This is a genomic window from Allobosea sp. GW821-FHT10B12 (genome assembly GCF_059415545.1).
The window spans coordinates 132,743-158,999 of sequence record NZ_JBWKNL010000006.1 but is presented as its reverse complement, the minus strand read 5'-3'; the positions used below and the strand labels follow the sequence as shown (position 1 = coordinate 158,999).

Annotated in this window: 27 protein-coding genes and 1 tRNA gene; 14 read left to right on the top strand and 14 right to left on the bottom strand. The window is 66.9% G+C overall.

Features of this window, described 5'->3' with window-relative positions; genetic code table 11:
• The first annotated feature begins 61 nt into the window (after positions 1–61).
• On the top strand, positions 62–997 hold the full coding sequence (locus tag AC07O0_RS20850; protein ID WP_494625596.1) for an alpha/beta hydrolase: 936 nt from the start codon (positions 62–64) through the stop codon (positions 995–997).
• Positions 998–1,000: 3 nt separating this feature from the next.
• On the opposite strand, the gene AC07O0_RS20845 is transcribed toward AC07O0_RS20850, so the two are convergent.
• Positions 1,001–2,122: an ROK family protein gene (locus AC07O0_RS20845; protein ID WP_494625595.1), complete on the bottom strand. Its 1,122-nt coding sequence runs from the start codon at positions 2,120–2,122 to the stop codon at positions 1,001–1,003.
• Positions 2,123–2,304: 182 nt separating this feature from the next.
• Between AC07O0_RS20845 and AC07O0_RS20840 the strand changes: the two genes are divergently transcribed.
• The 4 genes from AC07O0_RS20840 (at position 2,305) to AC07O0_RS20825 (ending at position 5,954) form a co-directional block, all read left to right on the top strand.
• Positions 2,305–2,784 (top strand): DUF2938 domain-containing protein, encoded by a 480-nt coding sequence (locus AC07O0_RS20840; protein ID WP_494625594.1) that lies wholly within the window; start codon positions 2,305–2,307, stop codon positions 2,782–2,784.
• 39 nt (positions 2,785–2,823) lie between these two features.
• Positions 2,824–4,059, top strand: a complete 1,236-nt coding sequence (locus AC07O0_RS20835) for a metal-dependent hydrolase family protein (protein ID WP_494625593.1) — start codon at positions 2,824–2,826, stop codon at positions 4,057–4,059.
• A 206-nt stretch (positions 4,060–4,265) separates the two neighbouring features.
• On the top strand, positions 4,266–5,141 hold the full coding sequence (locus tag AC07O0_RS20830) for a hypothetical protein (protein ID WP_494625592.1): 876 nt from the start codon (positions 4,266–4,268) through the stop codon (positions 5,139–5,141).
• 87 nt (positions 5,142–5,228) lie between these two features.
• On the top strand, positions 5,229–5,954 hold the full coding sequence (locus tag AC07O0_RS20825) for a polyamine aminopropyltransferase (RefSeq protein ID WP_494625591.1): 726 nt from the start codon (positions 5,229–5,231) through the stop codon (positions 5,952–5,954).
• On the opposite strand, the gene AC07O0_RS20820 is transcribed toward AC07O0_RS20825, so the two are convergent.
• Positions 5,951–6,694 (bottom strand): aspartate/glutamate racemase family protein, encoded by a 744-nt coding sequence (locus AC07O0_RS20820; protein WP_494625590.1) that lies wholly within the window; start codon positions 6,692–6,694, stop codon positions 5,951–5,953. The genes AC07O0_RS20825 and AC07O0_RS20820 overlap by 4 nt on opposite strands.
• A 230-nt stretch (positions 6,695–6,924) precedes the next feature.
• Between AC07O0_RS20820 and AC07O0_RS20815 the strand changes: the two genes are divergently transcribed.
• Complete coding sequence (locus AC07O0_RS20815; protein WP_454028472.1) at positions 6,925–7,113, top strand: DUF3008 family protein; 189 nt, start codon at positions 6,925–6,927, stop codon at positions 7,111–7,113.
• 14 nt (positions 7,114–7,127) lie between these two features.
• On the opposite strand, the gene AC07O0_RS20810 is transcribed toward AC07O0_RS20815, so the two are convergent.
• Both AC07O0_RS20810 and AC07O0_RS20805 read right to left on the bottom strand, forming a co-directional pair.
• Positions 7,128–7,640 (bottom strand): GNAT family N-acetyltransferase, encoded by a 513-nt coding sequence (locus AC07O0_RS20810; protein ID WP_494625864.1) that lies wholly within the window; start codon positions 7,638–7,640, stop codon positions 7,128–7,130.
• Between the two features lie 72 nt (positions 7,641–7,712).
• Positions 7,713–7,789: transfer RNA gene (locus AC07O0_RS20805), tRNA-Arg, on the bottom strand.
• A 28-nt stretch (positions 7,790–7,817) separates the two neighbouring features.
• Here AC07O0_RS20805 and AC07O0_RS20800 point away from each other — a divergent pair.
• From AC07O0_RS20800 to AC07O0_RS20790, 3 genes are all read left to right on the top strand, one after another.
• Positions 7,818–8,648, top strand: coding sequence for a hypothetical protein (locus AC07O0_RS20800; RefSeq protein WP_494625589.1), 831 nt, complete (start codon positions 7,818–7,820; stop codon positions 8,646–8,648).
• Between the two features lie 6 nt (positions 8,649–8,654).
• Positions 8,655–10,130: a M48 family metalloprotease gene (locus AC07O0_RS20795; protein WP_494625588.1), complete on the top strand. Its 1,476-nt coding sequence runs from the start codon at positions 8,655–8,657 to the stop codon at positions 10,128–10,130.
• Between the two features lie 71 nt (positions 10,131–10,201).
• On the top strand, positions 10,202–11,071 hold the full coding sequence (locus tag AC07O0_RS20790) for a dienelactone hydrolase family protein (RefSeq protein ID WP_494625587.1): 870 nt from the start codon (positions 10,202–10,204) through the stop codon (positions 11,069–11,071).
• A gap of 60 nt (positions 11,072–11,131) precedes the next feature.
• Here AC07O0_RS20790 and AC07O0_RS20785 read toward each other — a convergent pair whose 3' ends face one another.
• The 4 genes from AC07O0_RS20785 to AC07O0_RS20770 all read right to left on the bottom strand — a co-directional run bounded on the left by AC07O0_RS20785 (position 11,132) and on the right by AC07O0_RS20770 (position 16,261).
• Positions 11,132–11,728: a CarD family transcriptional regulator gene (locus AC07O0_RS20785; RefSeq protein ID WP_494625586.1), complete on the bottom strand. Its 597-nt coding sequence runs from the start codon at positions 11,726–11,728 to the stop codon at positions 11,132–11,134.
• 391 nt (positions 11,729–12,119) lie between these two features.
• A complete protein-coding gene (gene fdxA / locus AC07O0_RS20780) occupies positions 12,120–12,455 on the bottom strand; it encodes a ferredoxin FdxA (RefSeq protein ID WP_494625585.1) in 336 nt (111 codons plus the stop codon).
• A 159-nt stretch (positions 12,456–12,614) separates the two neighbouring features.
• Positions 12,615–12,926, bottom strand: coding sequence for an RNA-binding S4 domain-containing protein (locus tag AC07O0_RS20775; protein WP_494625584.1), 312 nt, complete (start codon positions 12,924–12,926; stop codon positions 12,615–12,617).
• Positions 12,927–12,949: 23 nt separating this feature from the next.
• On the bottom strand, positions 12,950–16,261 hold the full coding sequence (locus AC07O0_RS20770; RefSeq protein ID WP_494625863.1) for a helicase-related protein: 3,312 nt from the start codon (positions 16,259–16,261) through the stop codon (positions 12,950–12,952).
• Between the two features lie 355 nt (positions 16,262–16,616).
• Between AC07O0_RS20770 and AC07O0_RS20765 the strand changes: the two genes are divergently transcribed.
• A complete protein-coding gene (locus tag AC07O0_RS20765) occupies positions 16,617–17,207 on the top strand; it encodes a TetR/AcrR family transcriptional regulator (RefSeq protein ID WP_494625583.1) in 591 nt (196 codons plus the stop codon).
• Positions 17,207–18,136 (top strand): haloalkane dehalogenase, encoded by a 930-nt coding sequence (locus AC07O0_RS20760; protein WP_494625582.1) that lies wholly within the window; start codon positions 17,207–17,209, stop codon positions 18,134–18,136. Before AC07O0_RS20765 ends, AC07O0_RS20760 begins: the two co-directional genes overlap by 1 nt.
• On the opposite strand, the gene AC07O0_RS20755 is transcribed toward AC07O0_RS20760, so the two are convergent.
• Positions 18,137–19,027, bottom strand: a complete 891-nt coding sequence (locus AC07O0_RS20755) for an alpha/beta fold hydrolase (RefSeq protein WP_494625581.1) — start codon at positions 19,025–19,027, stop codon at positions 18,137–18,139.
• 190 nt (positions 19,028–19,217) lie between these two features.
• On the opposite strand from AC07O0_RS20755, the gene AC07O0_RS20750 reads away from it, so the two are divergent.
• The gene (locus tag AC07O0_RS20750) at positions 19,218–20,405 is read left to right on the top strand and encodes a hypothetical protein (RefSeq protein WP_494625580.1); all 1,188 of its coding nucleotides are present in this window, start codon (positions 19,218–19,220) and stop codon (positions 20,403–20,405) included.
• A complete protein-coding gene (locus tag AC07O0_RS20745) occupies positions 20,402–21,073 on the top strand; it encodes a hypothetical protein (RefSeq protein ID WP_494625579.1) in 672 nt (223 codons plus the stop codon). The genes AC07O0_RS20750 and AC07O0_RS20745 overlap by 4 nt, the downstream gene beginning before the upstream one ends.
• 2 nt (positions 21,074–21,075) lie before the next feature.
• Here the strand turns inward: AC07O0_RS20745 and AC07O0_RS20740 are convergent, their stop codons facing one another.
• Complete coding sequence (locus AC07O0_RS20740; RefSeq protein ID WP_494625578.1) at positions 21,076–21,906, bottom strand: DUF3108 domain-containing protein; 831 nt, start codon at positions 21,904–21,906, stop codon at positions 21,076–21,078.
• A 253-nt stretch (positions 21,907–22,159) separates the two neighbouring features.
• On the opposite strand from AC07O0_RS20740, the gene rpmB reads away from it, so the two are divergent.
• The gene (gene rpmB / locus AC07O0_RS20735; protein WP_377800303.1) at positions 22,160–22,447 is read left to right on the top strand and encodes a 50S ribosomal protein L28; all 288 of its coding nucleotides are present in this window, start codon (positions 22,160–22,162) and stop codon (positions 22,445–22,447) included.
• Positions 22,448–22,499: 52 nt separating this feature from the next.
• Here rpmB and AC07O0_RS20730 read toward each other — a convergent pair whose 3' ends face one another.
• From AC07O0_RS20730 to AC07O0_RS20715, 4 genes are read right to left on the bottom strand one after another with little or no spacing between them, the layout of a single operon-like run.
• On the bottom strand, positions 22,500–23,465 hold the full coding sequence (locus AC07O0_RS20730) for an esterase-like activity of phytase family protein (protein ID WP_494625577.1): 966 nt from the start codon (positions 23,463–23,465) through the stop codon (positions 22,500–22,502).
• Between the two features lie 44 nt (positions 23,466–23,509).
• Complete coding sequence (gene cobT, locus AC07O0_RS20725; protein ID WP_494625576.1) at positions 23,510–25,405, bottom strand: cobaltochelatase subunit CobT; 1,896 nt, start codon at positions 25,403–25,405, stop codon at positions 23,510–23,512.
• Complete coding sequence (locus tag AC07O0_RS20720) at positions 25,402–25,839, bottom strand: GNAT family N-acetyltransferase (protein ID WP_494625575.1); 438 nt, start codon at positions 25,837–25,839, stop codon at positions 25,402–25,404. The genes cobT and AC07O0_RS20720 overlap by 4 nt, the downstream gene beginning before the upstream one ends.
• 10 nt (positions 25,840–25,849) lie before the next feature.
• Positions 25,850–26,200 carry a GFA family protein gene (locus tag AC07O0_RS20715; protein WP_427359452.1) on the bottom strand — a complete coding sequence of 117 codons (351 nt, stop codon included), beginning with the start codon at positions 26,198–26,200 and terminating at the stop codon, positions 25,850–25,852.
• Between the last annotated feature and the right edge of the window lie 57 nt (positions 26,201–26,257).

The following is a 26,257-nucleotide window of genomic DNA, read 5'->3' as shown; positions in this document are numbered from 1 at the left end:
CCTTGGCGACAGTCGCTCGAGCCGTCACGATCCCGGCACAGTCCTGTCGGAGACGTCCTGGATGCTTCGCCTGCCTGCCCTCGTCGCCTTCATGCTGATCGCCACTGCCGCCTTCGCGCAGCCCGACGTCGAGCCGCCGTCCTCCGCCAGCGGTGTCGCCACACCGCCGCCCTTCGTGCTCAAGGGCACCGAGGTCAGGACGATCAAGGCCAAGGCGCTGCAGCGCGACTACGAGATCTTCGTCAGCCTGCCGGAATCCTATCAGGGCCAGCCACGGCGGCGTTTCCCGGTGCTCTTCGTCACCGATGCCGACTATGCCTTCCCGCTGGTGCGCTCCATCGCCCGCCGGGTCGGCAACCGGGCCAAGGGGCTGGAGGAGTTCATCCTGGTCGGTCTGTCCTATTCGGTCGGTGATACGCCCGAATACAGCCGCCGGCGTGACTACACCCCGACGCCGAACGGCGAGAAGACGAAAGACCCGTCCGGCAAACCGCCGGTCTTCGGCGAGGCGGAAGGCTATCGCCGCTTCCTCTCCGAAGAGCTGATGCCCTTCGTCGCTGCGACCTATCGCACCGATACGACCCGCAGCATCTATGCAGGCCACTCCTATGGCGGATTGTTCGGCCTCCATGTCCTGCTGAGCGAGCCGAAATTGTTCTCGCACTACATCATCGGCAGCCCATCGCTCTGGTTCGACCAGAAGGTGCTCTTTCAGCGCGAGCGCGCCTACTTTGAAGCCAACAAGGAGCTGAAGGCGAACGTGCTGATGGCGATCGCCTCCTATGAGACGATCGACAAGGCTTCGGGCGATCCGCGCTACAACGGCAAGACCGACATGATCGCCGATCTCCGCGAGTTCGAGCAGGCGCTGCGCTCACGCAACTATCCGGGCTTGAAGCTCTCAAGCGAGGTCATCCCCGGCGAGGACCATCTCACCGTATTCCCGGCGATCGTGACGCGCGGGCTGCTCTGGGCGCTGCCGGCGAAGCGGGACTGAGTTTCAGTCCTTCTTGTCCTTGCCGTCCTTCGGCTTGTCTTTGTCTTTTTCTTTGTCCCGGCCCTTCGGCTTCGCCCGATTATGGAAGCTCGCATTGCCGAGCCCGGTGCCGATGGTCAGCACCGCCCAATGCTCGACATCCTGCATGAACGGCAATTCGCTCAGACCCTGGACGACGGCATCGTTGTGCATAGCGACGACGGTGTCGTGTTCGCCGATCTCCGGCGCCATCTCGCGGATGCTCTCGACCAGGTTGAAGCGGCTGCTCGACCAGTTGCCGGGCAGATTCTGGGCACCGCGGTCGATCGCGCCGTCCGCCTCGATCAGGCCGGGGCAGCCGACGCCGATGAACGGCGCGACGCGCAGGCCCTCCTTCTCGGCGTGCCCGATCTGCTCGCGCAGCATCTTGCCGAGCCGCTTCACCGCCTCCTCGCGGCTCGTCTCCTCGTCGGCATGGCGCCAGAGCTCGGTTTCCCAGACGCGGGCCTTGCTCAGATCGGGCGCCTTGTCCTGGCGCAATTCAACGATGCCGGCACGAATGTTCGAGCCGCCGATATCGACCGCGACCAGGCTGTCATAGGCTTCGAAAATCCATTTGGGCGCGAGGTGGGCGCTGCCGACCAGCCCGGCCTCGTCCGAATGATGGCGGACCGGAATGAGCTCGATCGTATAGCCCTCCGTCTGCAGGATGATGCCAGCCCGCGCGATCGCGAGCTCACCGATCCGGCTCTGGCGGAAGCCGCCGCCGACGACGATGCGCTCGACCGGGTTCCAGGCCTTCTGCCGCAGGAACCGGCGGATCACGAAGGCGAGCGATTGGGCGAAGCGTTCGACCGCCGACAGCACCAGCGCCGCCTCGCGCGCCTCGCCCTCGCTGAGCAGCTTGTCGAGTTCCGACTTGCTGACAGTCTTGCCGGCCCTCGCCAGCGGATCGTCACCGGCTTCGGCCAGGTGACTGCGCAGTTCGGCGAGATGGTCCATGAAGGCGCTGCGGCTCGCCTTGTCGCCGAGGAAGCCGTCGCCATCGCGGATTTCGAGATTATAGCTGGTGACGAAGACCGAAGGCAGTTCCTGCGCCCCATGCGGCCCGTTCGCGCTCGCCTTGCTCGCCGTCGCCACTGCCATCGCTTCACCCCCGCCTTGAAAGCACGCGGGGAGAACGAGCGACGCCCCCCGGCGGTTCCTGCGCCGCGCCGCCGCATGGCGCATCTGCGTTGCAGGCAGGGACATTCAACCCGTTGGCGATTGACCGCACCGCGCCGTTTCGCCTCCATAGCCGGCGGTCGGTTCGCGGCCGGGGGAAACACATGCTCGAACTGATCGGCCGCTCGCTCGCGATCGGCATCGTCGCAACCGCGCTACTCGACCTCTGGGCGCTTTGCCTCAACCGGGCCTTCGGTATTCCGCTGGCGAACTGGGCCATGGTCGGGCGCTGGTTCGCCTATCTGCCGCGCGGCCGCTTCATGCACGACACGATCGCCGACACGCCGCCCGTGGCGAACGAGCTCGCCATCGGCTGGATCATGCACTACCTGATCGGCGCGCTCTTCGCCGCGATCGTGCTGCTGCTCTGGGGCCTGGACTGGGCCCGCAACCCGACATTGCTGCCGGCCCTGATCATCGGCGTCGTCACCGTCGGCTGCGGCTGGTTCATCCTGCAACCCGGCATGGGCTTCGGCCTCGCCGCCAGCAAGCGGCCAAACGCCAACCAGGTCCGGCTGATCGGCTTGATCAACCACGTCGTCTTCGGCCTGGGCCTCTGGCTCGCCGCGCTGCTGCTGCGCTGAACCGCACCCGCTAAGATCTAAAAAGCAAGGACTGAGCTTATGGCTGCGACCCTGTTCCAGAACGCCCGCATCGTCGATGGCACCGCGCCCGAGCGCGCCGCTCCGGTTTCCGTCCTGATCGAGGGCGGGCTGATCCGCGAGGTCGGCAAGACCGTCCGCTCCGACAAGGCGAAGGTGATCGACCTCAAGGGCCGCACGCTGATGCCGGGCCTGATCGACGCCCATGTCCATGTCATCGCCGGTCTCGCCGATCTCGGCCGCAACGCCGCCCTCCCGGATTCGCTCGTCACCGTGCGCTCGCTGGTGATCATGCGCGAGATGCTGCTGCGCGGCTTCACCACGGTGCGCGATGTCGGCGGCGCCGATTTCGGCCTGAAGCAGGCGACGCAGGAGCACGATTTCCCGACACCGCGCCTCGTTATCTCCGGCAAGGCGCTGAGCCAGACCGGCGGCCATGCCGATTTCCGCGGCCGCTATGACGACCGGCTCGCGCCGACGACGCGCCATCGCCTCGGCGCGCTCGGCCGCATCTGCGACGGCGAGGCCGAAGTTCGCCGCGCCGCCCGCGAGGAGCTCAAGGGCGGCGCCGACTTCATCAAGATCATGGCCAATGGCGGCTGCGCCTCGCCAACCGACCCGATCCATTTCCTCGGCTTTTCCGTCGGCGAGCTCGAGGCGGTGGTCGAGGAGGCCCGCATGGCCGGAACCTATGTCTCCGCCCATGTCTATACCGACGAGGCGATCCGCCGCTGCGTCCAGGCCGGTGTCCATTCGCTGGAGCATTGCAACCTGATCCAGGCTGAAACGGCCAAGCTCGCCGCCAAGAACGGCGCCGTCGCGGTGCCCACGCTCGTCACCTATGACAAGCTCGCCAGCGAGGGCGGCAAGCTCGGCTTCCCGCCCGATTCCGTCGCCAAGGTCGAGTTCGTCCGCGCCGCCGGTATGGAATCGCTGGCGATCATGAAGCAGGCCGGGCTCGCCATGGCCTATGGCAGCGACCTGCTCGGGGAGATGCACCGCCACCAATCGGAAGAGTTCGTCATCCGCGGCCGGGCCCTGCCGGCCCATGAGGTGATCGGCTCCGCCACCCATGTCGCGGCCAAACTGCTGAAGCTCGAGGGCAAGATCGGCACGATCGCGCCTGGCGCCTATGCCGACCTGATCGTCGTCGATGGCGACCCGCTGCAGGACCTTGCGCTGCTGACCCACCAGGGCCGGCACATGCCTGTCATCATGAAGGCTGGCGCCTTCGTCAAGCGCGCCCGGCTGGACTGACCGGGCGCGGGGACGCTCCAACGCCATCCCATTGCCATGGTGTTCCTACGGCAACAGAACATTAAAAAACGGTAATGCTCATTAAAGCAGCTCGAAAGGCCAGGCCGGCAAGGTTATGACGGTGTTTGTCCTTTGGACGAACAGTTTGCCACGAGCTCTGATCGGAGGGGCGGCTGGGGATGAGGCTGGGAGCGTTTCTTACACGGATGCGTCGCACCGAAACGTCGGGCGGCACGCAAGCACCGACTCGCGGCTCAATCCAGCCCCGGCACGTCGTAATCGGCCTGATCTGCTGGACGATCCTGCTCGTTGCCGGCGGCGCGGTCATCCTCGAGCGCTACTGGATCCATCCGCTTCGCGCGCAACTGAAGGGCATCCAGATCGCCGCCTATGGCAACGCCCAGCGCATCAATGGGCTGGAGAATGTGCAGGCCACCTCGCCGCTGCTGTTCCGCAGCGGACGGGATGCAATCGCACTCACCCAGATCGAGCAATGCGTCGCCAAGCAGGTCGCGGGGGTGAAGGTGCGCTACGGCTCGATTCACGACGCCTACCTGGCCTGCTCGGCGCCGTTGGCCTCGTTCTTTGATCGCTACCGCCTGTCGTTCTCCGATGCCGAAAGGTTCGCAGTCTTTGTGACCTTGCTGAGCTCGCGGCTCGGCAGCTACGGCCCGAGCTTTTCGAGCGACCCCGAGCAGATCGCCAAGGATGACGTGCTCAACTGCACACAGACGATGATCTTCGTCGCTCGCACCATCAAGCGCTTCTACCCGGAGGCGGCCGTGCGTGAGATCGGCATCAGCAATCAGGCCATGGGCGAGCACGGCTTCGTCGAGATGTCGAGCGGTGGTCGCGCCATGCTGCTCGACGGTCTCGTGGGACTCGTCGCAGATATCTCCCTGGACGAGGCAACGGCCGGCAAGCGCCCACGACCGTTCCTGATGCTTGAGTTCTTCCCGGAGACCAACGCCAATCTGCGCGCGCTCTCGGAGAATTTCATGCGAACCTTGCGCCTGGGCGGGTTGAGCCGGGCCGACATCAACTACGATCAACAGGTCGCTGAAGCGTCCCTGCGCGGCTGAAGCTCGGTCGACGGCGGCAACGCCACCGGATAGACCCGCATCGAGGTCTCTCCTTCCCTTGGCGATACGCACTCTGAACAACGAGCGATGAAGCCCTGGACGCAACTGGACGCCGCGCCGATCCCCGGCAGCGGCACGCTCAAACTCATGCGCCGCGGCGAAGACGAGTTCTCGATCACGCTCGGCCATAACGAGCTGATGAACTCGCGCCTCAGGGGCTCGGAAGAAGCGCTGGCGACGCTCGCGATCGAGCGGATCGGGCAGCGCCCGAAGCCACGCCTCCTCATCGGCGGGCTCGGCATGGGCTTCACGCTCCGGGCCGCGCTCGCCGCTCTTCCAGCCGATGCCGAGATCGTCGTCGCCGAATTGATCCCGGCGGTGATCGCCTGGGCGCGGGGGCCGCTTTCTCCCATCTTTGCCGGCTGCCTCGACGATCCCCGTGTCAGCTTGCGGGAAGCGGACGTCGTGGCCGTCATCCGCGAAGGGCAGAGCCGCTACGATGCGATCCTGCTCGATGTCGACAACGGGCCGGATGGACTGATGGTCGAGGCCAATGATCGGCTCTACGACCATGCCGGCCTGTCCTATGCGAAAGCATCCTTGCGCGTGGGTGGGGTACTGGCCATCTGGTCGGCCGGGCCGGACCGCAACTTCACCCAGCGCCTGCGCCAGGCCGGATTTACCGTCGAGGAGAAGACGGTCCGCGCTCGTGCCGGAAGCGGCGGTGCAAAGCACATGATCTGGCTGGCCGACACGGCAAGGTCCGCTTCAGCCACACGGCCCGCACAGCAGCCGCCGCAGCGGCGGCGCTAGCGCTCGCCCAGCAGTCGCGCCAAGCCGGCCGAGAGCCCGACATTGGGCACGGCCGCCGGCAGGGCGAGATCGCCTTGGCCCGGCTTGGGGGGCGGATTGCGCGCCGCGTCGAGCACGGCGGCGAAACCAGCCTGCGTCGAGCAGATCACCGGTACCCCGACATGGGGCTCGACCCGCGCAGCAAGGCCGGCGAGCCCGGCGCCGCCGAGGATCACCGCGTGCGCTCCGTCGCGCTCGACCGTCCGCCGGCAGGCAGCGGCCAGCAGCGCGATCGAACCGTCGGGATCAGCTGCGATATCGCCTCCGGTCGGCGCCACCGTCTCCACGGCAGCCAGTCTGCCATCCAACCCGAGCGCAGCGGTGAACTCGGCGAGGATCGGCCCCCAGCGCTCACCGCCGGTCACGATCGAGAACGGCCCACCCTGCGCAGCCGCCTGTCGACAGGCGGCTTCGGCCATGCCGACCACCGGCACGCCGGCGATTTCCTTCAGCGCCATCAATCCGGGATCGCCGAAGCAAGCGAGATAGACCGCGTCGCAATCGGCACCGTGCTCGGCAAAGGCGTCCAGCGCCGCATGGCCGGCAATGGCGCCGGCGCTGCGGCTGGAGATGTAGCGCGCCCCGAACCGGCCTGTGGCCGGCACGAGCTCGACATCGGCTGGCGTCAGTGGTGCCAGCACGCGCAGGACCAGCGCGGTCATCTCGGGACTGGTGTTCGGATTGAGGACGAGAATGCGCACGATGATTCCGACAGGCGAGGATTGGCCGGCCCCGGCGGCCTTCGCCCGAAGGCCGCACTCAACGAGCTTTGCCGCGCCGGCCCTTCTGCGGCAAGGGTTTGCGACCCGCATTCCCCGCATGATCGCCTCGCGAGGGGAGCGGCCTTGCAAGCCATCGTGATCGTCGTCCGGAACCAGCGCGCGCCGCTCGTGTTGCAGGTACGAGCGTCTCTCGGATCGGAGGATGGACGATGCCAGCCAAATCGAAAGCGCAGCAGAAGGCCGCCGGAGCCGCGCTCGCCGCCAAGCGTGGCGATATCCCCAAGAGCGAGCTCAAGGGAGCCTCGAAGTCGATGGCTAAATCGATGACCGAGAAAGAGCTCGACGAATTGGCCTCGACCAAGCGTAAGGGCAAGCCGGAGCATGTGACAAAGCACTGATCCGGAGCGCCGGCCTACCCGGCCGGCCGTTCATGCCGATAGACCAGATCTGCGGGGTCCGTCCGCACGGCGATGGTGTCCAAGGATGCCCCGAGCCGCTCGGCCACCGCGATCGAGCGCCGGTTGCGCGGATCAACATAGCTGACCAGCGTCTCGAGGCCGGGCTGCCTGAAGGCCCAGTCGCGCAGGGCGGCAGCGGCTTCGCTCGCATAGCCCTGCCCTTCATGCCCGGCATAGATCAGCCAGCCGAGTTCCTTCTCGGGAAAGAGCGGGCCGTGGTTGATGCCGACCTGCCCAATGCAGCCTCCGCCCGGCAGATCGATCATCAGTGCGCCGTGACTGAACAATGCCCACTGCGCCACATCATGGCAGAACAGACCCCAGGCGCCGCGCCGGTCATAGGGGCCGCCCATATGCTGCGCCCGCTCCGAGGCCAGGAACTCGGCATAGTCAGGGAAATCGTCTGCAGCCGGCGCCCGCAGGATCAGGCGTTCGGTCCGAATCGTCGGCGGCACGGTGGAAAGCAAGGCCGACCTCGACAGCACTGGAGGCGGCTCTCCGATCGATCGGCAGCCGGCCTTTGCAGCGGAAAAGGAAACTGGCGTCCCGGAAGGGATTCGAACCCCTGACCTACGGTTTAGGAAACCGTTGCTCTATCCTGCTGAGCTACCGGGACGCACGTCTCTGCGTTTAGCATAAAGCCGATGCGGGTGAAGCCTTCCTTTGCAGCGATTGTGCCGTTCATCCTGGGCGTGGCGGCCTCGGCCACCATCGCGCATGCGGCGGATGACGCTTGCGCGACAGCGGAAGGGGCCGAGTTGGTCCGTCTCGCTGGCCTCGACCGGCATGGCGACCCGCAGCTCGCCGACGGCCGCACCATCCGGCTCGCGGGGCTGGCGCCACGGCAGAACGACGCCGAACGCGAGCGTTTCGCCGCGCAATTGGCGCGCTGGCAAGGTCACGCGTTCCGCCTGGCGCCGCTTGGAGCTACGGATCGCTGGGGGCGCCTCCCGGCCCGCCTGCTCGCCACCAATGACGCCACCGCCCTCGCCGGCCAACCCGATCTGAGCGCGGCTCTCCTTGCCGAAGGCGTTGTACTGCGTCTGCCCGAGCCAGGTCTTGCCGCCTGCAACGAAATCTGGCGCAGGGCCGAGCCTCGGCAGGCGATGGCCGGCAAGGCCGCTGGCCCCGCGCCGGCCGCAACCCAGCGGAGTTTTGCGGCAGTGGCGCCCCCGATCATCGACGGTCATGATGCTGCCGCGATGAAAGCGCAGGCGGGCCGGATCGTCGTGGTCGAAGGGCGTATCGCTGCGGTCGGAGAGCGGGCGCAGCGGACCTATCTCAATTTCGAACGGCGGCGCGGCGCCGGCGGCAGCATCGTTCTGTCGCGCGCGTTGTGGCGTGACTTGCAGCGCAGCGGCTGGACCGCATCGGCGCTGACGGGTAAACGCGTGCGCGTAAGCGGTGTGGTCGAGGGGCGCGACGGCCTCCTGATCGAAGCGCAAACGCGTAGTGCACTGGAACTGATCGACTAGGGGCCGATGCGGAGAGTTCAGCGACATCGTCAGTCGGTCCGGGGGCGCCTCGCCGCCGCGGTGCTGCCGGCCCTGTTGCTGGCGGCCTGCTTCGGCGACCAGAACTCGGTCCTCGCGCCGCTCAATCAGCCCGGCGGCGAGGCGGCGCCGCGCGTCGCCAGTCTGCAGCGCAACACCGATCGCGAGCACCAGCGCCTGCTCTCGGCCTTCGGCGGCGAATACCGCGCTCCGCAGGTTAAGGCCGAGCTGGAGGCGATCATCGCCCGCCTCGCCAAGACCGGTGAAGGCCAGATCGGCGCCTATGAGGTGACGATTCTCAATTCGCCGATCGTCAACGCCTTCGCCTTGCCGACCGGGCGGCTCTACGTTACCCGCGGCCTGCTCGCCCTCGCGAACGACTCGTCCGAGATCGCCTCGGTGATGGCGCACGAGATCGCCCATGTCACCGCGCGCCACGCTGTCGAGCGTGCCGAGATGGAAGCGGAATCGGCACTGGTCAGCCAGGTCGTGGCGCAGGTACTGAACGACCCGACGACCGGCGCAGCGGTGCAGCAGAGTTCGAAGCTCTCGCTCGCCCGCTTCTCGCGCCAGCAGGAACTGACCGCCGACCAGATCAGCGTGCGCAACATCGCCCGTGCCGGCTACGACCCCTATGGTGCCGGCCGCTTCCTGGTCTCGCTCGGCCGCAACACCAGCTTCCGTGCCGGCCGGCAGAGCAGCGGCGACAAGAAGCTCGACATTCTCTCGAGCCATCCCTCGACGCCGGAACGCGTCGCCGCCGTCACCAACGGCGCCCGCCAGATCGGCGCGCCCGGCATCGGTGAGCGCGACGCCTCGCGCTGGCTCGCCGCCATCGACGGCATCGCCTTCGGTGACGACCCGGCCGATGGCGTCGTCCGTGGCCGCCGCTATCTCAACAGCGCGCTGCGCATCGCCTTCACCGCGCCCGATGGCTTCGAGCTCGAGGCTGCGCGCGAGATGGTGGTCGGCGTCAGCAATGACGGCTCGCAGGCACTGCGTTTCGATTCGGTCGCGCTCAAAGCCGGACAGACGCTCGAATCCTATGTCGCCTCGGGCTGGATCGACGGCGTCGCCACCGCAGAAGTGCAATCGCTCACCGTCGGCGGCCTGCCGGCGGCGGTAACCTCGGGCAAGGGCGCCGACTGGACTTTCCGCCTCGCCGCGGTCCAGGCCGGACCGCGCGTCTACCGCTTCATTCTCGCAGCCAAGGGCCAGAACGACCCCGAACGCGCCATGCGCGCCTTGCTCGACAGCTTCCGGAATCTCAGCGCCAACGACGCGCAATCGGTCAGCCCGCTGCGGATCCGGCTCGTCACCGCCGGCGCCGGCGACACGCCCGCCAGCCTTGCCGAGCGCATGGCTTCGGTCGACCGGTCGATGGAGCAGTTCCTGATCCTGAACGGGCTGGAACGCAGCACGAAGCTGACGCCCGGCCAGCGTTACAAGATCGTGAGCGAGTAGGCGCCGCTCGCCTGCCGCTTTCCTCTCGCCTTGTGCTAGTTTCCTTGCCTCGTCAGGACAGGGAGGCAGCCATGGCGCTCGATCGCCGCATCGTCGAACTCTACGACGAATACACCCACAAGCCGCTCGACCGACGCAGCTTCATGAACCGGCTGATCACGATCGCCGGCTCGGCCGCGGCCGCCGAAGCGGCGCTCGCTTTGCTGGAGCCGAACTATGCGCAAGCCCAGCAGGTCCCAGCCGACGATGCGCGCATCGAGAGCAGGCGCATTGACGAGACGATCGGCGGCGTGAAGCTCAAGGGCTATCTCGTCACGCCGAAGGCGCAGGCGAAGCGCGGCGGCGTCGTCGTCATCCACGAGAACCGCGGCCTGAACCCGCATATCGAGGACGTCACCCGCCGCGCCGCTCTGGCCGGCTTCAGCGCGCTCGGTGTCGATTTCCTGACCCCGCTCGGCGGCACGCCGGCCGATGCCGACGCGGCGCGCGCCTTGTTCCCGCAGCTCAAGCCCGAGGATGTCGTGTCGCAGGGCCGCGCCGCCCTCGCCTTCCTGAAGGCGCGGCCGGATACGACCGGCAAGGTCGGCGCGGTCGGCTTCTGCTGGGGCGGTGGCGCAGTCAACGACCTCGCCATCAGTGCGCCGGAGCTCAATGCTGGCGTGGTCTTCTACGGTCGCTCGCCCGATCTTTCCAAGGTGCCGCAGATCAAGGCGCGGCTGCTGATCCAGCAGGCTGCCCGCGATACCCGCCTGGTCGAGGGCCTGCCGGCCTATGAGGCGGCGCTGAAGGCAGCCGGCGTCAATTACCAGGCGATCGTCTATCCGGACGTCGATCACGCCTTCCACAACGACACCAGTGCCGAGCGCTACAACGCCGCCGCGGCCAAGCTCGCCTGGGAGCGGACGGTCGCGTTCCTTGCGGCGGAGACCGGCGCCGCCTGACACGAAAAAGCCCGGCGGAGCGATCCGCCGGGCTTTTTCTATCCAATCATGGAAACTGCCTCAGGCAGCTTCCTCCTGCAGGTCGTCGTCGCCCTCCTCGGCCTCGGCCGCTTCGGCGGCATCGGCCTTGCCGGCGCGGCGCGGCGACTTGGCGAGCTGGCCCTCGATCTTCTTCAGCGCTTCGGTCTCGGTGATCTCCTCGACCGCCGAAATCTCACGCGTCATCCGGTCGATCGCCGCCTCGTAGAGCTGGCGCTCGGAATAGGACTGCTCGGGCTGAGCCTCGGAGCGATAGAGATCGCGCACCACCTCGGCGATGGCGACGAGATCGCCCGAATTGATCTTGGCTTCGTATTCCTGGGCGCGGCGCGACCACATGGTGCGCTTGACCCGGGCACGGCCGGTCAGGGTCGAGAGCGCCTTGCCGACGATCTCGGCATCGGCGAGCTTGCGCAGGCCGACGCTCGCCGCCTTGGCGGTGGGCACGCGCAGCGTCATCTTGTCCTTGGCGAAGCTGACGACGAACAGCTCGAGCTTGAAGCCCGCGACTTCCTGCTCCTCGATCGCCGTGATCTGACCGACGCCATGGGACGGGTAGACGACGAACTCGCCCGTCTTGAAGCCCTGACGCACAACAGTCTTCTTCGCAGTGGACATGCCGTTTCGACTCCTGATCTCTCCGCTGGGGGCGAAGATGCGACTTTCAGCCGCTGGCCAGGATGGCCGGCGGCACTCTGCCTGACACGACGGGGTAGGCCTTCTGGCTCTTCTCCCGGCGCAACACGCTCCCTCAGCCGATTGTTTCTTGCGACCCGCCAGACACGAAGATAACGACACGCCGGACATTCTGGCCGGTGGTGCGTTGCTGTCGTCTCAGGGGGTGCCCCGTTTGTGTGACCTCGCAGGGGCAGGCGGAACGAACTCGACTGTGGCTTGTGGATACCACAAAAATCGCGCCGAATCAAAGGTAAACGGAATGCAAACACCGCCGGGCCGCGTAGCGGCCGGCTATGGTTAACTGCAATCGCACCCTGACGAAGGGTAAGCTTCAGTCGCCCTCGCCGGGATTCGGCGACAAAAGCTCGAGCTTGCCAGAGACGCCGTCGAACTCCTTGGCATCGGCCGGCGAGTCCTTCTTCTGCGTGATGTTGGGCCAGCTCGCAGCGAACTTCGCATTGAGCTGCAGCCAGCTGTCGAGACCCGGCTCGGTGTCGGGCTTGATCGCCTCGGCCGGGCATTCGGGCTCGCAGACGCCGCAGTCTATGCACTCGTCGGGATGAATGACGAGGAAGTTTTCGCCTTCATAGAAACAGTCGACCGGACAGACTTCGACGCAGTCCATGTACTTGCACTTGATGCAGTTCTCGGTGACCACATAGGTCATGGCGCTGTCCTTCCAATCGGCCGGCGCTTCTTTAGAGCCGGTCGAGAGAATGTTTCAAGGCCCTGTCACGACCGGAAACGAGATCAAAATTCTACCGAAACGAGCGTTTCGAGATGATTTTCCGCGGGCGGGCCGGCGCTCGCCACATCGATACGCGCTCTATCCCGCAGGCTCGTCGGGCGCAAGCGACGCATCGCCACGTTCGGGCCCGCTCAGGACCTCATACAGCCTCTGAGCCAGCTCGTATGAACCGCGGCGTTCGGCGAAAGCCATGACGCGCACCACCAGCGTCGCATGCGGCAAAGCGAGTGTCAGCACGTCGCCGGGCTTGAGGCCGAGCGCCGGATTTTCGACCCGCTTGCTTGCAACCCGGACATGCCCCTCCTCCACCAGCCGCACAGCGGCAGGGCGGGTCCGCGCGAAGCGCGCGAACCAGAGCCATTTGTCGAGGCGTTGCCGGTCGTCCCGCAAGCGATACCCCGGAGTGCTAGGACCTAGCTTTTGCGCCCGTCATTGCCCTCGAGCTGGGCTTTCAGGGCAAGCAGCTTGGCGAAGGGCGAATCCGGATCGGGCTGCCGCTCGGCCGGACGCGGCCGAGCCGGCTGCTGGAAACGCTGCTCCTTGCCGCCACGCTCATCGCGGCGCGGACCGCCGGGGCGGCCACCATCGCGCTTGAACTCCGGCCGCGGACCGCGCTCGGGGCGTCCGTCGCGCCCTTGCGCATTGCGACCGGCCCCTTCCTGCGCCGCAGGCCTGCCAGCCTCGCCGCCGGCCGGGCGCGGGCCGTTCCAGCCACCCTCGCGCCAGCGATTGCGGTTCGGCGGGCGCTGCCCGCCCGGCTTACCCTCGCCTCCTTCCGCAGGAGCGGCAGCCTCAGCGCCACCACGCCGGTCGGGCCGCCGCCCACGCTGTCCCTGCTCGGGACGCCGGCCGCCCTGATGGCGATGCGGCCGCCAGATCTCGATCAGCTCCGGCTCGGCCGCAGGAGCCGCCTCGACCACCGCAGCAGGTTCCGTCGTCTCGGCTTCAGCGTGAGCCGCCACATCCGCCGCCGGCTCGTCGCTTGGCAGGGCAAGCGTCGACATCGCATCGGCGGGCACCGGCTCGGCCGGGCTGGCAGCCTCTTCCTCGGCAGGAGCAGCAGCAGCGATCTCCGCATCGGTCAGGATCGGAGCATCCGGGGTTTCGCCCGTCGGGGCAGCGCTGTCCGCGCCGTCAGCGGCAGCCTCAACCTCGGCGGACGGCGCTTCGTTGAGCGCATCAGCCGTCTCGGCGACAGCTTCCGCCGGAACCGCCGGCGTGGTCGCGGCAGGTTCGGGCGCAGCGGCAAGCGCCACGGTGATCGCCGGGCCAGGCCGCTTCTGCGAGACATAGCCGAGCGAGCGCAGGATCGAGGCGAAATCCTCGCCGGCGCAGCCGACGAGGGAGGTCATCGCCCCGGTGGCGACGAAGCCGTCCTGATCGGCAGTACCCGCCGGTGGCTGGCCGAGCGTGACACCCGGGCGATAGGCGATCGCCGGGCGGATCAGATCGGCGAGGCGCTCCAGGATGTCGACACGCACCGCCCGCTCGCCGCAGACGCGATAGCCGGCGGCGCGATAGAGCCCCTTCGGGATCTCCTTGTTGGCCGGGAACGAGGTCCGGCCCGAGGAGGCGAGATGCGAGATGTCGTCGAGCCCGGCAGCCTCGGGATTGCCGTGCTTCAGCGCCCAGAGCTGGGCGGCGAGCGCGCGCGGCGCCGGCTTCAGCAGAGCAGGCACATAAAGGTGGAAGGCGCCGAAACGGATGCCGAGCTGGCGCAAACCCGCCCGTCCCTCCTGGTCGAGCGTCTTCATCTCCTCGGCAACCTTGCTGCGCTCGAGCACGCCGAGCGCCTCGGCCGCCTGATAGGCGATGCCGCGGGCGATGCCGGTGACGCTCTCGGCATTCTCCAGGATCTGGAGCGGGCCGAGCAGTTTGGTGACGTGATGCTTCAGCCAGGCGCCGAGCCGGGTCTCGATCTGCTCGCGGGCCGGAGCCGGCAGATGGTCGTCGACCATCAGCCGCAGGCGCGGCTCCAGCACCTTCTCGCCGGCCGTGAGACGCGCCACCGGTTCGCCGATCCAGCGGACCAGCCCGTCATGCGAGAGCACGAAGGCTTCGTCGCCTGCCAGCACGACGCGCGAGGCGCGCGCTTCCAGCTCGCCGCCGAGCGCTTTCAGCGCCGCTGCGTTCAAAGCTTTCGCTTCCGGACCACCCGCCTTCGGGTCAGCCGTGAAACGGAAGCCTTGCAGCAATCCGACATGCTGACCCTCGACCAGGACATCGCCGGTCGCGGTGACTTCGGCCTCCAACATCGCATTCTCCCGCAGGCGACGCATCAACACGCTCGTTCGCCGATCGACAAAACGGCTGGCGAGCCGTTCGTGCAAAGCGTCCGACAGCCTGTCCTCTACAAGACGAGCCACCCCCTGCCAATGCTCAGGATCGGGCAGCCAGTCCGGACGGTTGGCGACATAGGTCCAGGTCCGGACCTGGGCGATGCGCGCCGAAAGGGTATCGATCTCGCCGTCGACCCGGTCAAGCGCAGCCAGCTGGCCGGCATACCAGTCCGGATCGAGCCGGCCATGGCGCATCAGGCGCAGATAGAGCGTGGTCGCCAATTCGGCATGCTGCATCGGCGCGATCTTGCGATAATCTGGCAGGCCGCAGACCTCCCAGAGCCGCGACACCGCCGGCTTGCCCTGCGCGAGCCGCGCTACATCATGATCGCGGGCCAGGATTTCCAGCGTCGTCATGTCCTCGGCGATCAGGGCACGGGTCAGCCCCTGTTCCTGCGGCTGGACGTTGAGGCTGTCGAGCAGCCCGGGAATCGAACGCAGGTCGAGATCGGAATTGCGCCATTGCACCTGGCGCACCGAGTCGAAGCGGTGGTCCTCGATCGCCTGGACCAGCTCTTGCTCGAAGGGCGGGGCGCGGCCGGTGGTGCCGAAGGTGCCGTCGCGCAAATGCCGGCCGGCCCGGCCCGCGATCTGGCCGAACTCGGCCGGGTTGAGCTTGCGATAGTGGTGGCCGTCGAATTTGCTGTCGCCGGCGAAGGCGATGTGGTCGACATCGAGGTTGAGTCCCATGCCGATCGCATCGGTGGCGACGAGATAATCGACATCGCCCGACTGATAGATCTCGACCTGGGCATTGCGGGTACGAGGCGACAACGCGCCGAGTACCACCGCCGCACCGCCCTTCTGCCGGCGGATCAACTCGGCGATGGCGTAGACCTCCTCGGCCGAGAAGGCGACGATCGCAGAGCGTCGCGGCAGACGGGTGATCTTGCGGTCACCGGCGAAGGAGAGGTTCGACAGGCGCGGCCGCGAGACGACGTTGACGCCGGGGATGAGCTGCTCGACCAGCGGCTTCATCGTGCCGGCGCCGATCAGCATGGTCTCCTCGCGGCCGCGATGGTTGAGCAGCCGGTCGGCGAAGACATGGCCGCGGTCGAGATCGGCGGCGAGCTGGATTTCGTCGATCGCGACGAAATCGACCGCAAGGTCGCGCGGCATCGCCTCGACCGTGCAGACCCAGAAGCTCGGCCGCTCCGGCTTGATCTTCTCCTCGCCGGTGACGAGCGCGACCGCCTGCGGCCCAACCTTGTCGACGACGCGCTGATAAACCTCGCGCGCCAGCAACCTCAGCGGCAGGCCGATCATGCCGGTGGGATGCGCAACCATCCGCTCGATGGCGAGATGGGTCTTGCCGGTATTGGTCGGTCCGAGCACCGCCGTGACACCGCGGGCGCGGAGCGAAGGCGGAAGAGAACGGGGCTGGATCAAGACGCTGGAGCTTTCCTGCAGTCCGGGCGGGGCAAGCCCTACCGGTTCAGGCCGCCCGAAGGCAACCCGATCCGTGAACAGAACGAGTCCGGAACGAAGCGAGGCCGAATCGCTGACTCCCGCAGAATCAGGTTTCGTTCACGGCGAGATATCGCGGCAAGCGATTCAAAAACCACAAGATTTTGAATCGACCTCATTGTCCATCCTTCGCCGACTTGCGCGCGCGAGGGCCGCTTTCGCTCATGTAGGTCGTCATGGCGACAGAACGAGGGGCAACGCGCGGAAAGAGACTCGACGGCGCCAGCTCTCCTGTCGCTTGACATTAATACGTACGTACGTATTGATGCTCGACATGAGCAAGCCATCCCTTCGCCCCAACCTGATCGCCGCCGGCCACGACCTGTTCTGGCAGAACGGCTATGCCGCCACCGGCGTCCGTGAGATCGTCGCCACGGCCGGCGCCAGCCCCGGCTCCTTCACCAACCACTTCGCCTCGAAGGAGGAGTTCGCCGGCGAGGTGCTGGAGCGGTATTTCGCCTATGTCTGCGGTCTGGTGGATGAGGCACTCGCCGAGGACGGTCTGCCGCCAGCCGCCCGCCTGCGGCGCTATCTCGACATCATCACCGGCAAACTCGAAGAAGCCGACTGGGCCCGCGGCTGTATGGTCGGCAATTTCAGCCTGGAGACTGCGCCGACCAGCGAGCCGCTGCGCGAAAAACTCGCCGACATCTTCACGCGCTGGCGCCAGCCCTTCGCCACCTGCATCGCGCAGGGCCAGGCCAGCGGCGAGATCACCAATGCCTTCAGCGCCGAGGACCTCGCCGATGTCCTGCTCGCCTCTTGGCAGGGCGCGATGCTGCGCATGAAGGTCGAGCGCGACCCGGCGCCCCTCGACCGCTTTAAGACGATCATTTTTCCCCTCCTGTTCGGAAAGGCATCATGATGACGAACGATTCTCCAGCGCCGCCCGCGACTCGCCACGAAATCCCGGTCCTCGATTCGACGATGTCCTATCTCGAAGCCGGCACACAGGGGCCGACCGTGCTGCTGCTGCACGGCAACCCGACCTCGTCCTATATCTGGCGGAACATCATCCCGCGGATCGCGCCGGTCGCGCGCTGCATCGCGCCCGATCTGATCGGCTACGGCCAGTCCGGCAAGCCCGACATCGCCTATCGCTTCGCCGACCAGGTCAGCCATCTCGACGCCTTCATCGCGGCGCTCGGGCTCGATCGGCTCGTCATCGTCGCGCAGGACTGGGGCACGGCGCTCGCCTTCCACCATGCCTCCCGTCGGCCGCAGAGCATACTCGGCCTCGCCTTCATGGAGTTCATCCGGCCCTTCGCCGACTGGGAGAGCTTTCACCAGCGACCGCAGGCGCGCGAGCTGTTCAAGGCCTTCCGCACGCCCGGCCAGGGCGAAAAGCTGATCCTCGACGATAACGTCTTCATCGAGCGCATCCTGCCGGGCTCGGTGCTGCGCCAGATGGCGCTGGAGGAGTTGGAGGCCTATCGCCAGCCCTTCCCGACGCCAGCCTCGCGCCGGCCGATCCTGAGCCTGCCACGGGAGTTGCCGATCGCCGGCGAGCCGGCCGATGTCTTTGCCATCAGCAACGCCGACCATGCGGCCTTGCGCGCCTCGACCTATCCGAAGCTGCTGTTCTCGGGCGATCCCGGCGCGCTGATCTCGCCGCAGCAGGCGCGCGAGTTCGCCGCCGACCTGACGAATTGCCGCCTCGTCGAGCTCGGCCCGGGCGCGCACTATCTGCAGGAGGATCACCCCATCGCGATCGGCGATGCGGTCCGCGACTGGCTCGTCGAGATCGGTCTCGCATCGTCGCCGGATACGCGGGTCCAGCCGGCAGCCTTCTGATCAATCCGCGAAGACGTCAGCCAGCACCTGCGCGGCTTCGTCGGGCGCCTCGACATGGACGAAGTGGCCGGCGTCCTCGCAGAAAGTCACTTCCACATCGTCGAAATAGAGCGACAGGAAGGCCGACCACTCCGATTTCAGGATCGGATCGTGCCGGCCCCAATGCACCCGCGTGCGCTGATGGATCGGCACGGAGGGCGACGGGTGCCCGTCGATGGCGGCGAGCCGCGCCGCGTTCTGGCTGCGATACCAGTCGAAGCCGCCGCGCAGATTGCCCGGCTTCATGAAATTCTCGACCCAGAGGTCGAAGACCGGCGCGAAGGCCTCCTTGCGATGGCACCAATGCGTCAGGAAATGCCCGAGATAGAGGGCACAGGCCTCGCGGCTCGAACCGATCAACTGCTCCGCCAGCGGCAATTGCTGGAAGGACTGGTACCAGATCTCGTTGACATGGCCGTCGCGGACCCAGGCCGATCCGACGCTCGGCGTCGGGCAGTTGAAGAACAGCAGCTTCTCGACCCGCTGCGGATGGCGCCGCGCCAGCCCCTGCGCAACATAGGCGCCGACATCATGGCCGACGACGCCAACCGGGCCGACGCCGAGTGCTTCCAGCAGCGCTGCGATGTCATCGGCATGAGCGTTGGCGCCGACATCGCTGCGCGGCGCCGATGATTTGCCGCTGTCGCCGAAGCCGCGCAGATCGGGCGCGATCAGCCGGAATTCGCCATGCAGCCGGTTCATCACCGGCAGCCAGCTCATCCAGAATTCCGGCCAGCCGTGCAGCAGCAGCACCGCCGGCCCGTCGCCGACCTCGGCGACATGGAGCATGGTGTCGCGCACGACGACCTGGCGATGCCTGAGGCCGGGCGGCAAAGCGAAATCGCTGGACATGGCGGCTCCGGAAGCGAATCGCCCGTGAGGCTAGCGCCTCACCCCGGCGCCCCGCAATTCGTCGAATGGCAAAGCCTTCATGCGTCAGGCAGCGGATCGCAGCCAGAGCACTGGCGGGGATAACCAGCGATCTTATCCCCGGCGCTTCCAGCGGCCTCAGAATGACGCGCTCCACAACAAGGAGCACGCCATGCCGGACCTGCCGCATCGTTCAGCCAGCGACAGCGCACGCTGGCGCGAGATCGTCCTTCTGCGCCGCCGGCTCGTCTCGCTGAAGGCGCAGACACGGCTGCTGCGCTACGAGCTCGCCCGCAAATACAATCCCGACCAACCGCGCGTGCCGGCCGGCAATACCGGCGGCGGACAATGGACCAGCGGCGGAGGCAGTAGCGGGCCGACGCTGACCGGAACCGACTGGATCGGCGACCTCGGCAACGCCTTCTCGACTGCATTGAGCTTCGGCGATGTCGTCCCCGATACCAGCGGCGAAGAGAGCTGGGCCTTCTATCAGGACGCCACCCGGCCCGACGGCTCGCTCGCCGAACGCTCCGTCGTCAACCGCGACGGCTCGACCATCCACTCCGAGTTCGCCGAGCCCGACCGCAAGAGTGACTGGGACGAGCGCCACACCGTCACCTTGCCCGAGGGTGGCAAAACCACCTTCGAGACCTCGGACCGCACCCAGACGATCCGCGACGGCGGCCCGGATGGCGAAGTCGTCTCGCGTTCGACCTGGACCGAGCGTGGACCGGAGCGCGAGGCGACGGTGCAGCAAGTGTTTGCTCAGGAAGGAGTTCGCAGAGCCGTCAGCGCTGCTGGCACTATCCTGTTTGGCTGGCTCTCACCCAGCGACGACATCGACGGTCAGCGAACCGTCATGGGCTTCGTGCCGCGCGACTATCAGCCGGGCAAGTCTGGGCAGATGGATCTCGCCTTCGTTGGGAATCTGACGGCGGAGGAAGCGAAGAAGGCTTGCGGAATGCTCGGCACGGTTCAGAAATTGACGAACGAGGCTGCGGAAGCAGCAGGCGAGCCGGGGAATTTTTCATCCATGGCGACCTACGGCACCAACGTGCATGTCCGCTTCAAGAATTTCGTCAATGACCTGCACAACGAGAATTTCCGCGCTGAACGATCGTTCTTGAAAGAGGCTGCCGAGCCGACAAGCAGGGAAGAGCTCGACATCGGATACCCCCGGTCAGTGCGTGTTGATGCCTTTGAGTACAAGCCGGAGGACAGAACGCTCTGCGTCTACGATCTCAAGACCGGCCGACGCGGGCTGTCGGTTCGCCGCTCCGATATCCTCGCGACTGCGGCCTATCTTGGTATGAGCAAGGTCGATCGCGTCATCATGATCGAAGTCAGGCCGCGCAAATGACGACGAAAAAGCAGATCAACCGGCTTCTCGGCGAGTTGGTGCAGCGCAACCCTGATCTGGCCCAATCCGAGCGTTTCGTCATCATCAAACCACTCCGGCATGTGCTACGGTCGATCTCGATCGGCCGCGGCATCGAGGCCGACAGCCCACAGTTCCTGTGTTCCATAGGGCATTTCTTCAGTCCTACGGCGCATCGTCAGGGTATCACTCTCGATCGCATCTTCTTAGCGCGCGGCGCGCCGCATCGCTGGTCCGAGCTCGGCATGCCCGCCGCCTTTTTCGAGGCCTGCGAGACGCAAGTCCTGCCGAAGCTGCGCAGCGTCGACACGATCGAGGATATGCTTCGCTTCAGACAAGGTTCGAGCGAGTTCAACGCGGCCAGGGAATGGGTCATCAACAGAATCCATTTCGCGGCAGCCTATGGCCGTTTCGATCGCGCCTTGCGTCGTTTCGAGCATATCAAGCATTGGGATCGGTCACGCATGTCCTGGCGCCGACCCCAATTCGAGCATGTCGCCGACGAGCTTATACCGTTGATGCGGGCGGATGACCGTGACGGCGTCATTCGCCTTCTTCACCACTGGGAAGAGGAGCGCGTCCGGCAGTTCGGCCTGGAAGCGATCTACGAACCCACGCCCTTCCCGCTCGAACTCGCGGCGGGTGCCTGAGCTCAGTTCCGCGTCGCGGTCGCCGTCACGCCGGGATCGACCTTGAAGCTCGAGGCCTCGATCACCGCGGTGCCGATCATCGTCTTCACCGAGATGCGCACCGGCAGCATCATGTTCGTCCCGGCGACGGGCGCGAGCCAGGTCGAGATCTCCTTGTTCTCGGCCATGAACTTGGTCGAGGGGCGCAGGGAGCGGTGCCCGGCGATCGGTACATAGCGCGCCTGGCAGACCGAGACCGGGCCGCTATAGCCGTCGATCTTGATCTCGCGCGTGCCGGAATAGCTCAGCTTGATGTCATAGCGCGCCGCGCCGTCGAAGATCGCGAGGGTGCGATTGCAAGCGGCCGCGCCGCCATTGCGGCCGGAAGCCTCGACCGGCATCAGGAAGGCGCTGAGCGGGTCCATGATGTTGCGCTGGTGTTCGTCCTTGAGCGGGACGCGATCGGGCTTGGGGTCGATCGGCGGTTCGATCGCCAGCGCCTGCACGGCGTTGCCGCCGAGCGCCATGCGCACCGTGCGGCTTTCGCTGGAATTGGCCGAGGACACCGCGAAGGTCGCGGGCGAAAGCCTCGCGCCGTTGAGGTTGCCGGTAGCGGTGCCCGAACCGCGCCCGCCGGTGAAGCTGCCGACGAGGCCGGTCAGCTTGGCATTGGCGTCGAGCTTGTAGCTGCTGCCGTCGATTCCGCCTGCAAGATTGGCCTTGCCGAGGGACAGGCCGAGCAGGCTGACGTCATAGGTCGCATCCAGCGATGCCGCCTGCGCGGCCGGCGCCGGCAAGACGAGCGTCAGTGCCGCGATGAGGGCGCTGCTGGCTGGCGACAAGGCGAGCTTCATCTTGAGGCTCCGGAGCGCGACGGGCACCGTCGCATGCACTGAGATTCGGTCCGAATCGTGACTGGTTTCCGTCAGCTTGGCGGGATAATGGTTACCGAGATGTTTCCGGGCCGTTTGCGCGCGACCTGCCTTGACGGGCTGTCACCGGACCGTTATAGACCGCCCACTTCAATTTGACTTCCGGTGCTCGCCTGCCGGCACGTCGCGTGTCGGCATTTTGCGTTGAGTACTCGGAGATTTTGGGAACACGATCATGGCCCGCCGTTGCGAACTGACCGGGAAAGCCACCCAGACCGGCCACCTCGTCAGCCACTCGAACCGCAAGACCAAGACGGTCTTCCGGCCGAACCTCGTCAACGTCACGCTGCAGTCGGATACGCTCGGCCGTTCGGTCCGCCTGCGCGTCTCGGCGAATGCGCTGCGCACCGTCGACCATCGTGGCGGCCTCGACGCCTTCCTGGTCAAGGCTCCGGCCGGCGACCTGTCGACCGGCGCGCTGGCGCTGAAGCGCGACATCGAGAAGAAGCTCGCCGCCAACTGAGCGCGGGTTTCCCTCGAGACTGAGTGAAGCGGCCGCAAGGCCGCTTTTTTCGTTACGGCGCCAGCTCGAACTCCAGCAGCACCGTGCGCTGCAGGAAGGTCGAGAAATTATCGTCCGAGATCAGGGTGATGATCGTCCGCCCGTTCTCTTGATGGACGGCCATACCTTCCATGTTGTCGATCTCCTGGCCGAGATCGGCCTCGATCAGGATCGGCCCGTCCAGCTTCGCCCCGGGCCGGATCGTGCCGCCCGCGATGCGGCGGATGCGCATGCCGACCCCGCGCAGCGGCTTGTACCAGCGCTCCAGCAGCAGCATGTCGCCGCCCGGCAGGAAGGCGAGATCGGTGATGTCGTAGCCGTCGCGGCGGATCACCTGCAGCGTCCCCGGCTGGCGCCCGCCGACGATGAAGCCCGTAGTCGGCTCGTCCTCGCGGCCGGAGCGCTCGGAGATCGCGATCAGCGCGCCGGCGAGCGGGTGGCCGGCCGGCAGCACGCCGAGCGCCTCGAAGCCGCGATTGCTCGGCAGGCGCTTCGCCGCCGGGGGCACCGGCACGAGCTGCGCCCGCGCCTCGACGCCATGGCGCGCCCAGTCGAAGCGCAGGATGTCATGGGTGCGCTCGACGCCGATGAAGGCGGTGCCGCCCTGCATGACGAGCGATTCGGTGTCGTAATAGCGCGAACGATGCAGCGGCTTGCCGGAGGCGCCGAGGATCGGCGCGAGCTCGGCCTCCTCCAGCCCGGCGAGTTTGCCCTGATTGCTGCGCGTGAGCTTGCCCGTCAGCCAGAAGCCATTGTCGGTGATCGCGATGATCCGCGCGCCGTCAGGCGAGCGCCACAGCCCCGAGAAACCGCCGAAGCGGGGATGGCTGCCGCTGAGCTGCAGCCCGCCGCGGAAGATCAACTGGCCGAAGCGGGTCTTCGAGGCATTGCCCGGCTCGAAGCTCGCGATCGGCCGGGCCGAGATGCTGACGGGAATTCGGCCGGGCTCGAGGCTCTGTGCCCGCGCAGGCGCGGCCAAAGCCGCCGCGCCTAGGCCGGCGAGGACGCTGCGGCGACTCGGGCTCATTGCAGGCGGCGCGAGCCCCGCGAGCTTGTCCCGCCGGCATCCTCTTCGAACAATTCCGCCAGCTTCTCGGTCATCACGCCGCCGAGCTCCTCGGCGTCGACGATGGTAACGGCCCGGCGGTAGTAGCGGGTGACGTCGTGGCCGATGCCGATCGCGATCAGCTCGACCGGCGAGCGCGTCTCGATCTCGGCGATGACATGGCGCAGATGCCGTTCGAGATAGCTGCCGGCATTGACCGAGAGGGTGGAATCGTCGACCGGCGCACCGTCCGAGATCACCATCAGGATCTTGCGCTGCTCCGGCCGGCCGAGCAGGCGCTTGTGGGCCCAGTCGAGCGCCTCGCCGTCGATGTTCTCCTTGAGCAAGCCCTCACGCATCATCAGCCCGAGATTCTTGCGCGCCCGCCGCCAGGGTGCGTCGGCGGACTTGTAGATGATGTGGCGGAGATCGTTGAGGCGACCGGGATTGGCCGGCTTGCCCGATTGCAGCCAGGCTTCGCGCGAAAGCCCGCCCTTCCAGGCGCGGGTGGTGAACCCCAGCAATTCGACCTTGACGCCGCAGCGCTCCAGCGTCCGCGCCAGGATGTCGGCGCAGGTCGCCGCCACCGTGATCGGCCGGCCGCGCATCGAGCCGGAATTGTCGATCAGCAGCGTCACCACCGTGTCGCGGAAATTCGTGTCCGATTCCTGCCGGAAGGAGAGCGGCTGGAACGGGTCGATGATGATGCGCGGTAGGCGCGAGGGATCGAGCGCGCCCTCCTCCAGGTCGAACTGCCAGGAGCGGTTCTGCTGCGCCATCAGCCGGCGTTGCAGCCGGTTCGCGAGGCGCGCGACGACGCCCTGCAGATGCGCCAATTGCTTGTCGAGATAGGCGCGCAGGCGGGTCAGCTCCTCGGCGTCGCAGAGCTCCTCGGCGGTGACGATCTCGTCGAATTTCTGGGTATAGGCCTTGTAGTCGGTCTGCGGCCGGTCGTTGGCGCGGCTGTCGCGCGGACGCGGCGCCTCACCCGCCTCCTCGGCCTCGGAGTTCTCGTCTTCCTCGTCCCAGTCGCCAGCCGGCGCATCGGCGGCCTCGGAGGCGCCTTCCTGCAATTCCTCGGCGGCGTCCTCGCTGGTCTCAGTCTCCGAGCGCTCGCCCTGGCTCTGCTGCTCGGCCTCGCCCTGCTCCTGCTGCTGATCGTCGGAGGACTGGTCCTGATCGTCCTCGTCCTCCTCGGCATCGTCGCCCTGGCTCGACTGCTCGGCCATGTCGAGCGAGACGAGGAGATCGCGCACGGTACGGGCGAAGGCACGCTGGTCCTCGATCGATTTCGCCAGCCGGTCGAGATCGTCGCCCGCCTTGGCCTCGATCTGCTCGCGCCAGAGATCGACCAGCTTCTCGGCCGCCTTGGGCGGCTTCAGGCCGGTCAGGCGCTCGCGCACCATCAGGGCGAGCGCATCTTCCAGCGGCGCATCGGCCCGGTCGGTGATCTCCTCGTAGCGGCCGCCGCGGTGATAGCGGTCCTCCAGCATCGCCGAGATGTTGCCGGCGACGCCGCTCATCCGGCGCGAGCCGACACATTCGACCCGCGACTGCTCGACCGCATCGAAGACGGCGCGCGCCGCATCGCCCTCGGGCGCGGCGCGGCGATGGACCGCGGAATCATGGCAGGCGAGGCGCAGCGCCATCGAATCGGCATGGCCGCGCAGGATCGCGACGTCGCCCGCAGTGAGCTTGCGTGGAGGCTCCGGCAGGCGGGCGCGCTCGCCGACCAGCGAGGGTTTGTCGGCGGCGAAGACAATCTCCATCTCCGGCTTGCGCGCGATCGCCTTCATCGCGCCCGAAACCGCCCGCTTCAACGGCTCGGCCGGCGCTTCCTTAGGGGTTCCGGGCTTGCGATTGGAGATGCTCATAGCGCCTTCATGAAGTGGTGGAAGGTCTGCCCGGCAACCGGATAGCCCTCCATGCGGCCGCATTCGCGATAACCCATGCGCGGATAGAAGCCCGGCGCCTGGATGCTCATCGTGCCGAGATAAACACCCCGTGCGCCATAATCGCGCGCCGCCTGCTCGGCCATCGCCAGCAGCGCCTCGCCATGGCCAGCACCACGATGGGCCTCATCGATCCAGAACAGATCGACATAGAGCCATTGCCATTTCAGCTCGCCGATCAGGCCGCCGACCATGGCGCCGCTCTCGTCGCGCAGGCTGAGCGCCAGCGGCTCGGCATTGCGCGGCCCGACCCTGGCCTCGTTATGCGCAGCAAGGCCGCGCAAGACAGCCTCGCGCGTCGCGGCGAAATCCGCCTCGCGCTGGATCGTGGCCTGCTTGCTGTCGGCGGCGCTCACGGCGTGCTCCTCAGCGCGCCCGCCCGTCATACATCGTCGGGCTCAGCTCGGTCGGCTCGACGCCGGCGAGACAGCGCACGTTGATCGCGACGGTCGGCGTGCCGTCCGGCGCATTGGCGCGGGCGAAGGATTCCATGCCGCATGTCTCGCAAAAGAGATGCTGAATCTTCTGCGAATTGAAGCGGTACTCGGTCAGCGCGTCCTCGCCCTTGGTCAGGGTGAAGCTGGTCGCCGGGCTGAAGGCCAGCACCGAACCGCGGCGCTGGCAGTAGGAACAGTTGCAGGTGATCGTCCGGGAGAGGTCGGCCTCGACCTCATAGGCGACCCGCCCACAGTGACAGGAACCTTCATACCGAGCCATGGCCGGCCTCCTGCTAGTTGAGCACGCTCCGATCGCAAAAGCGGGGCCCGCCTCTGC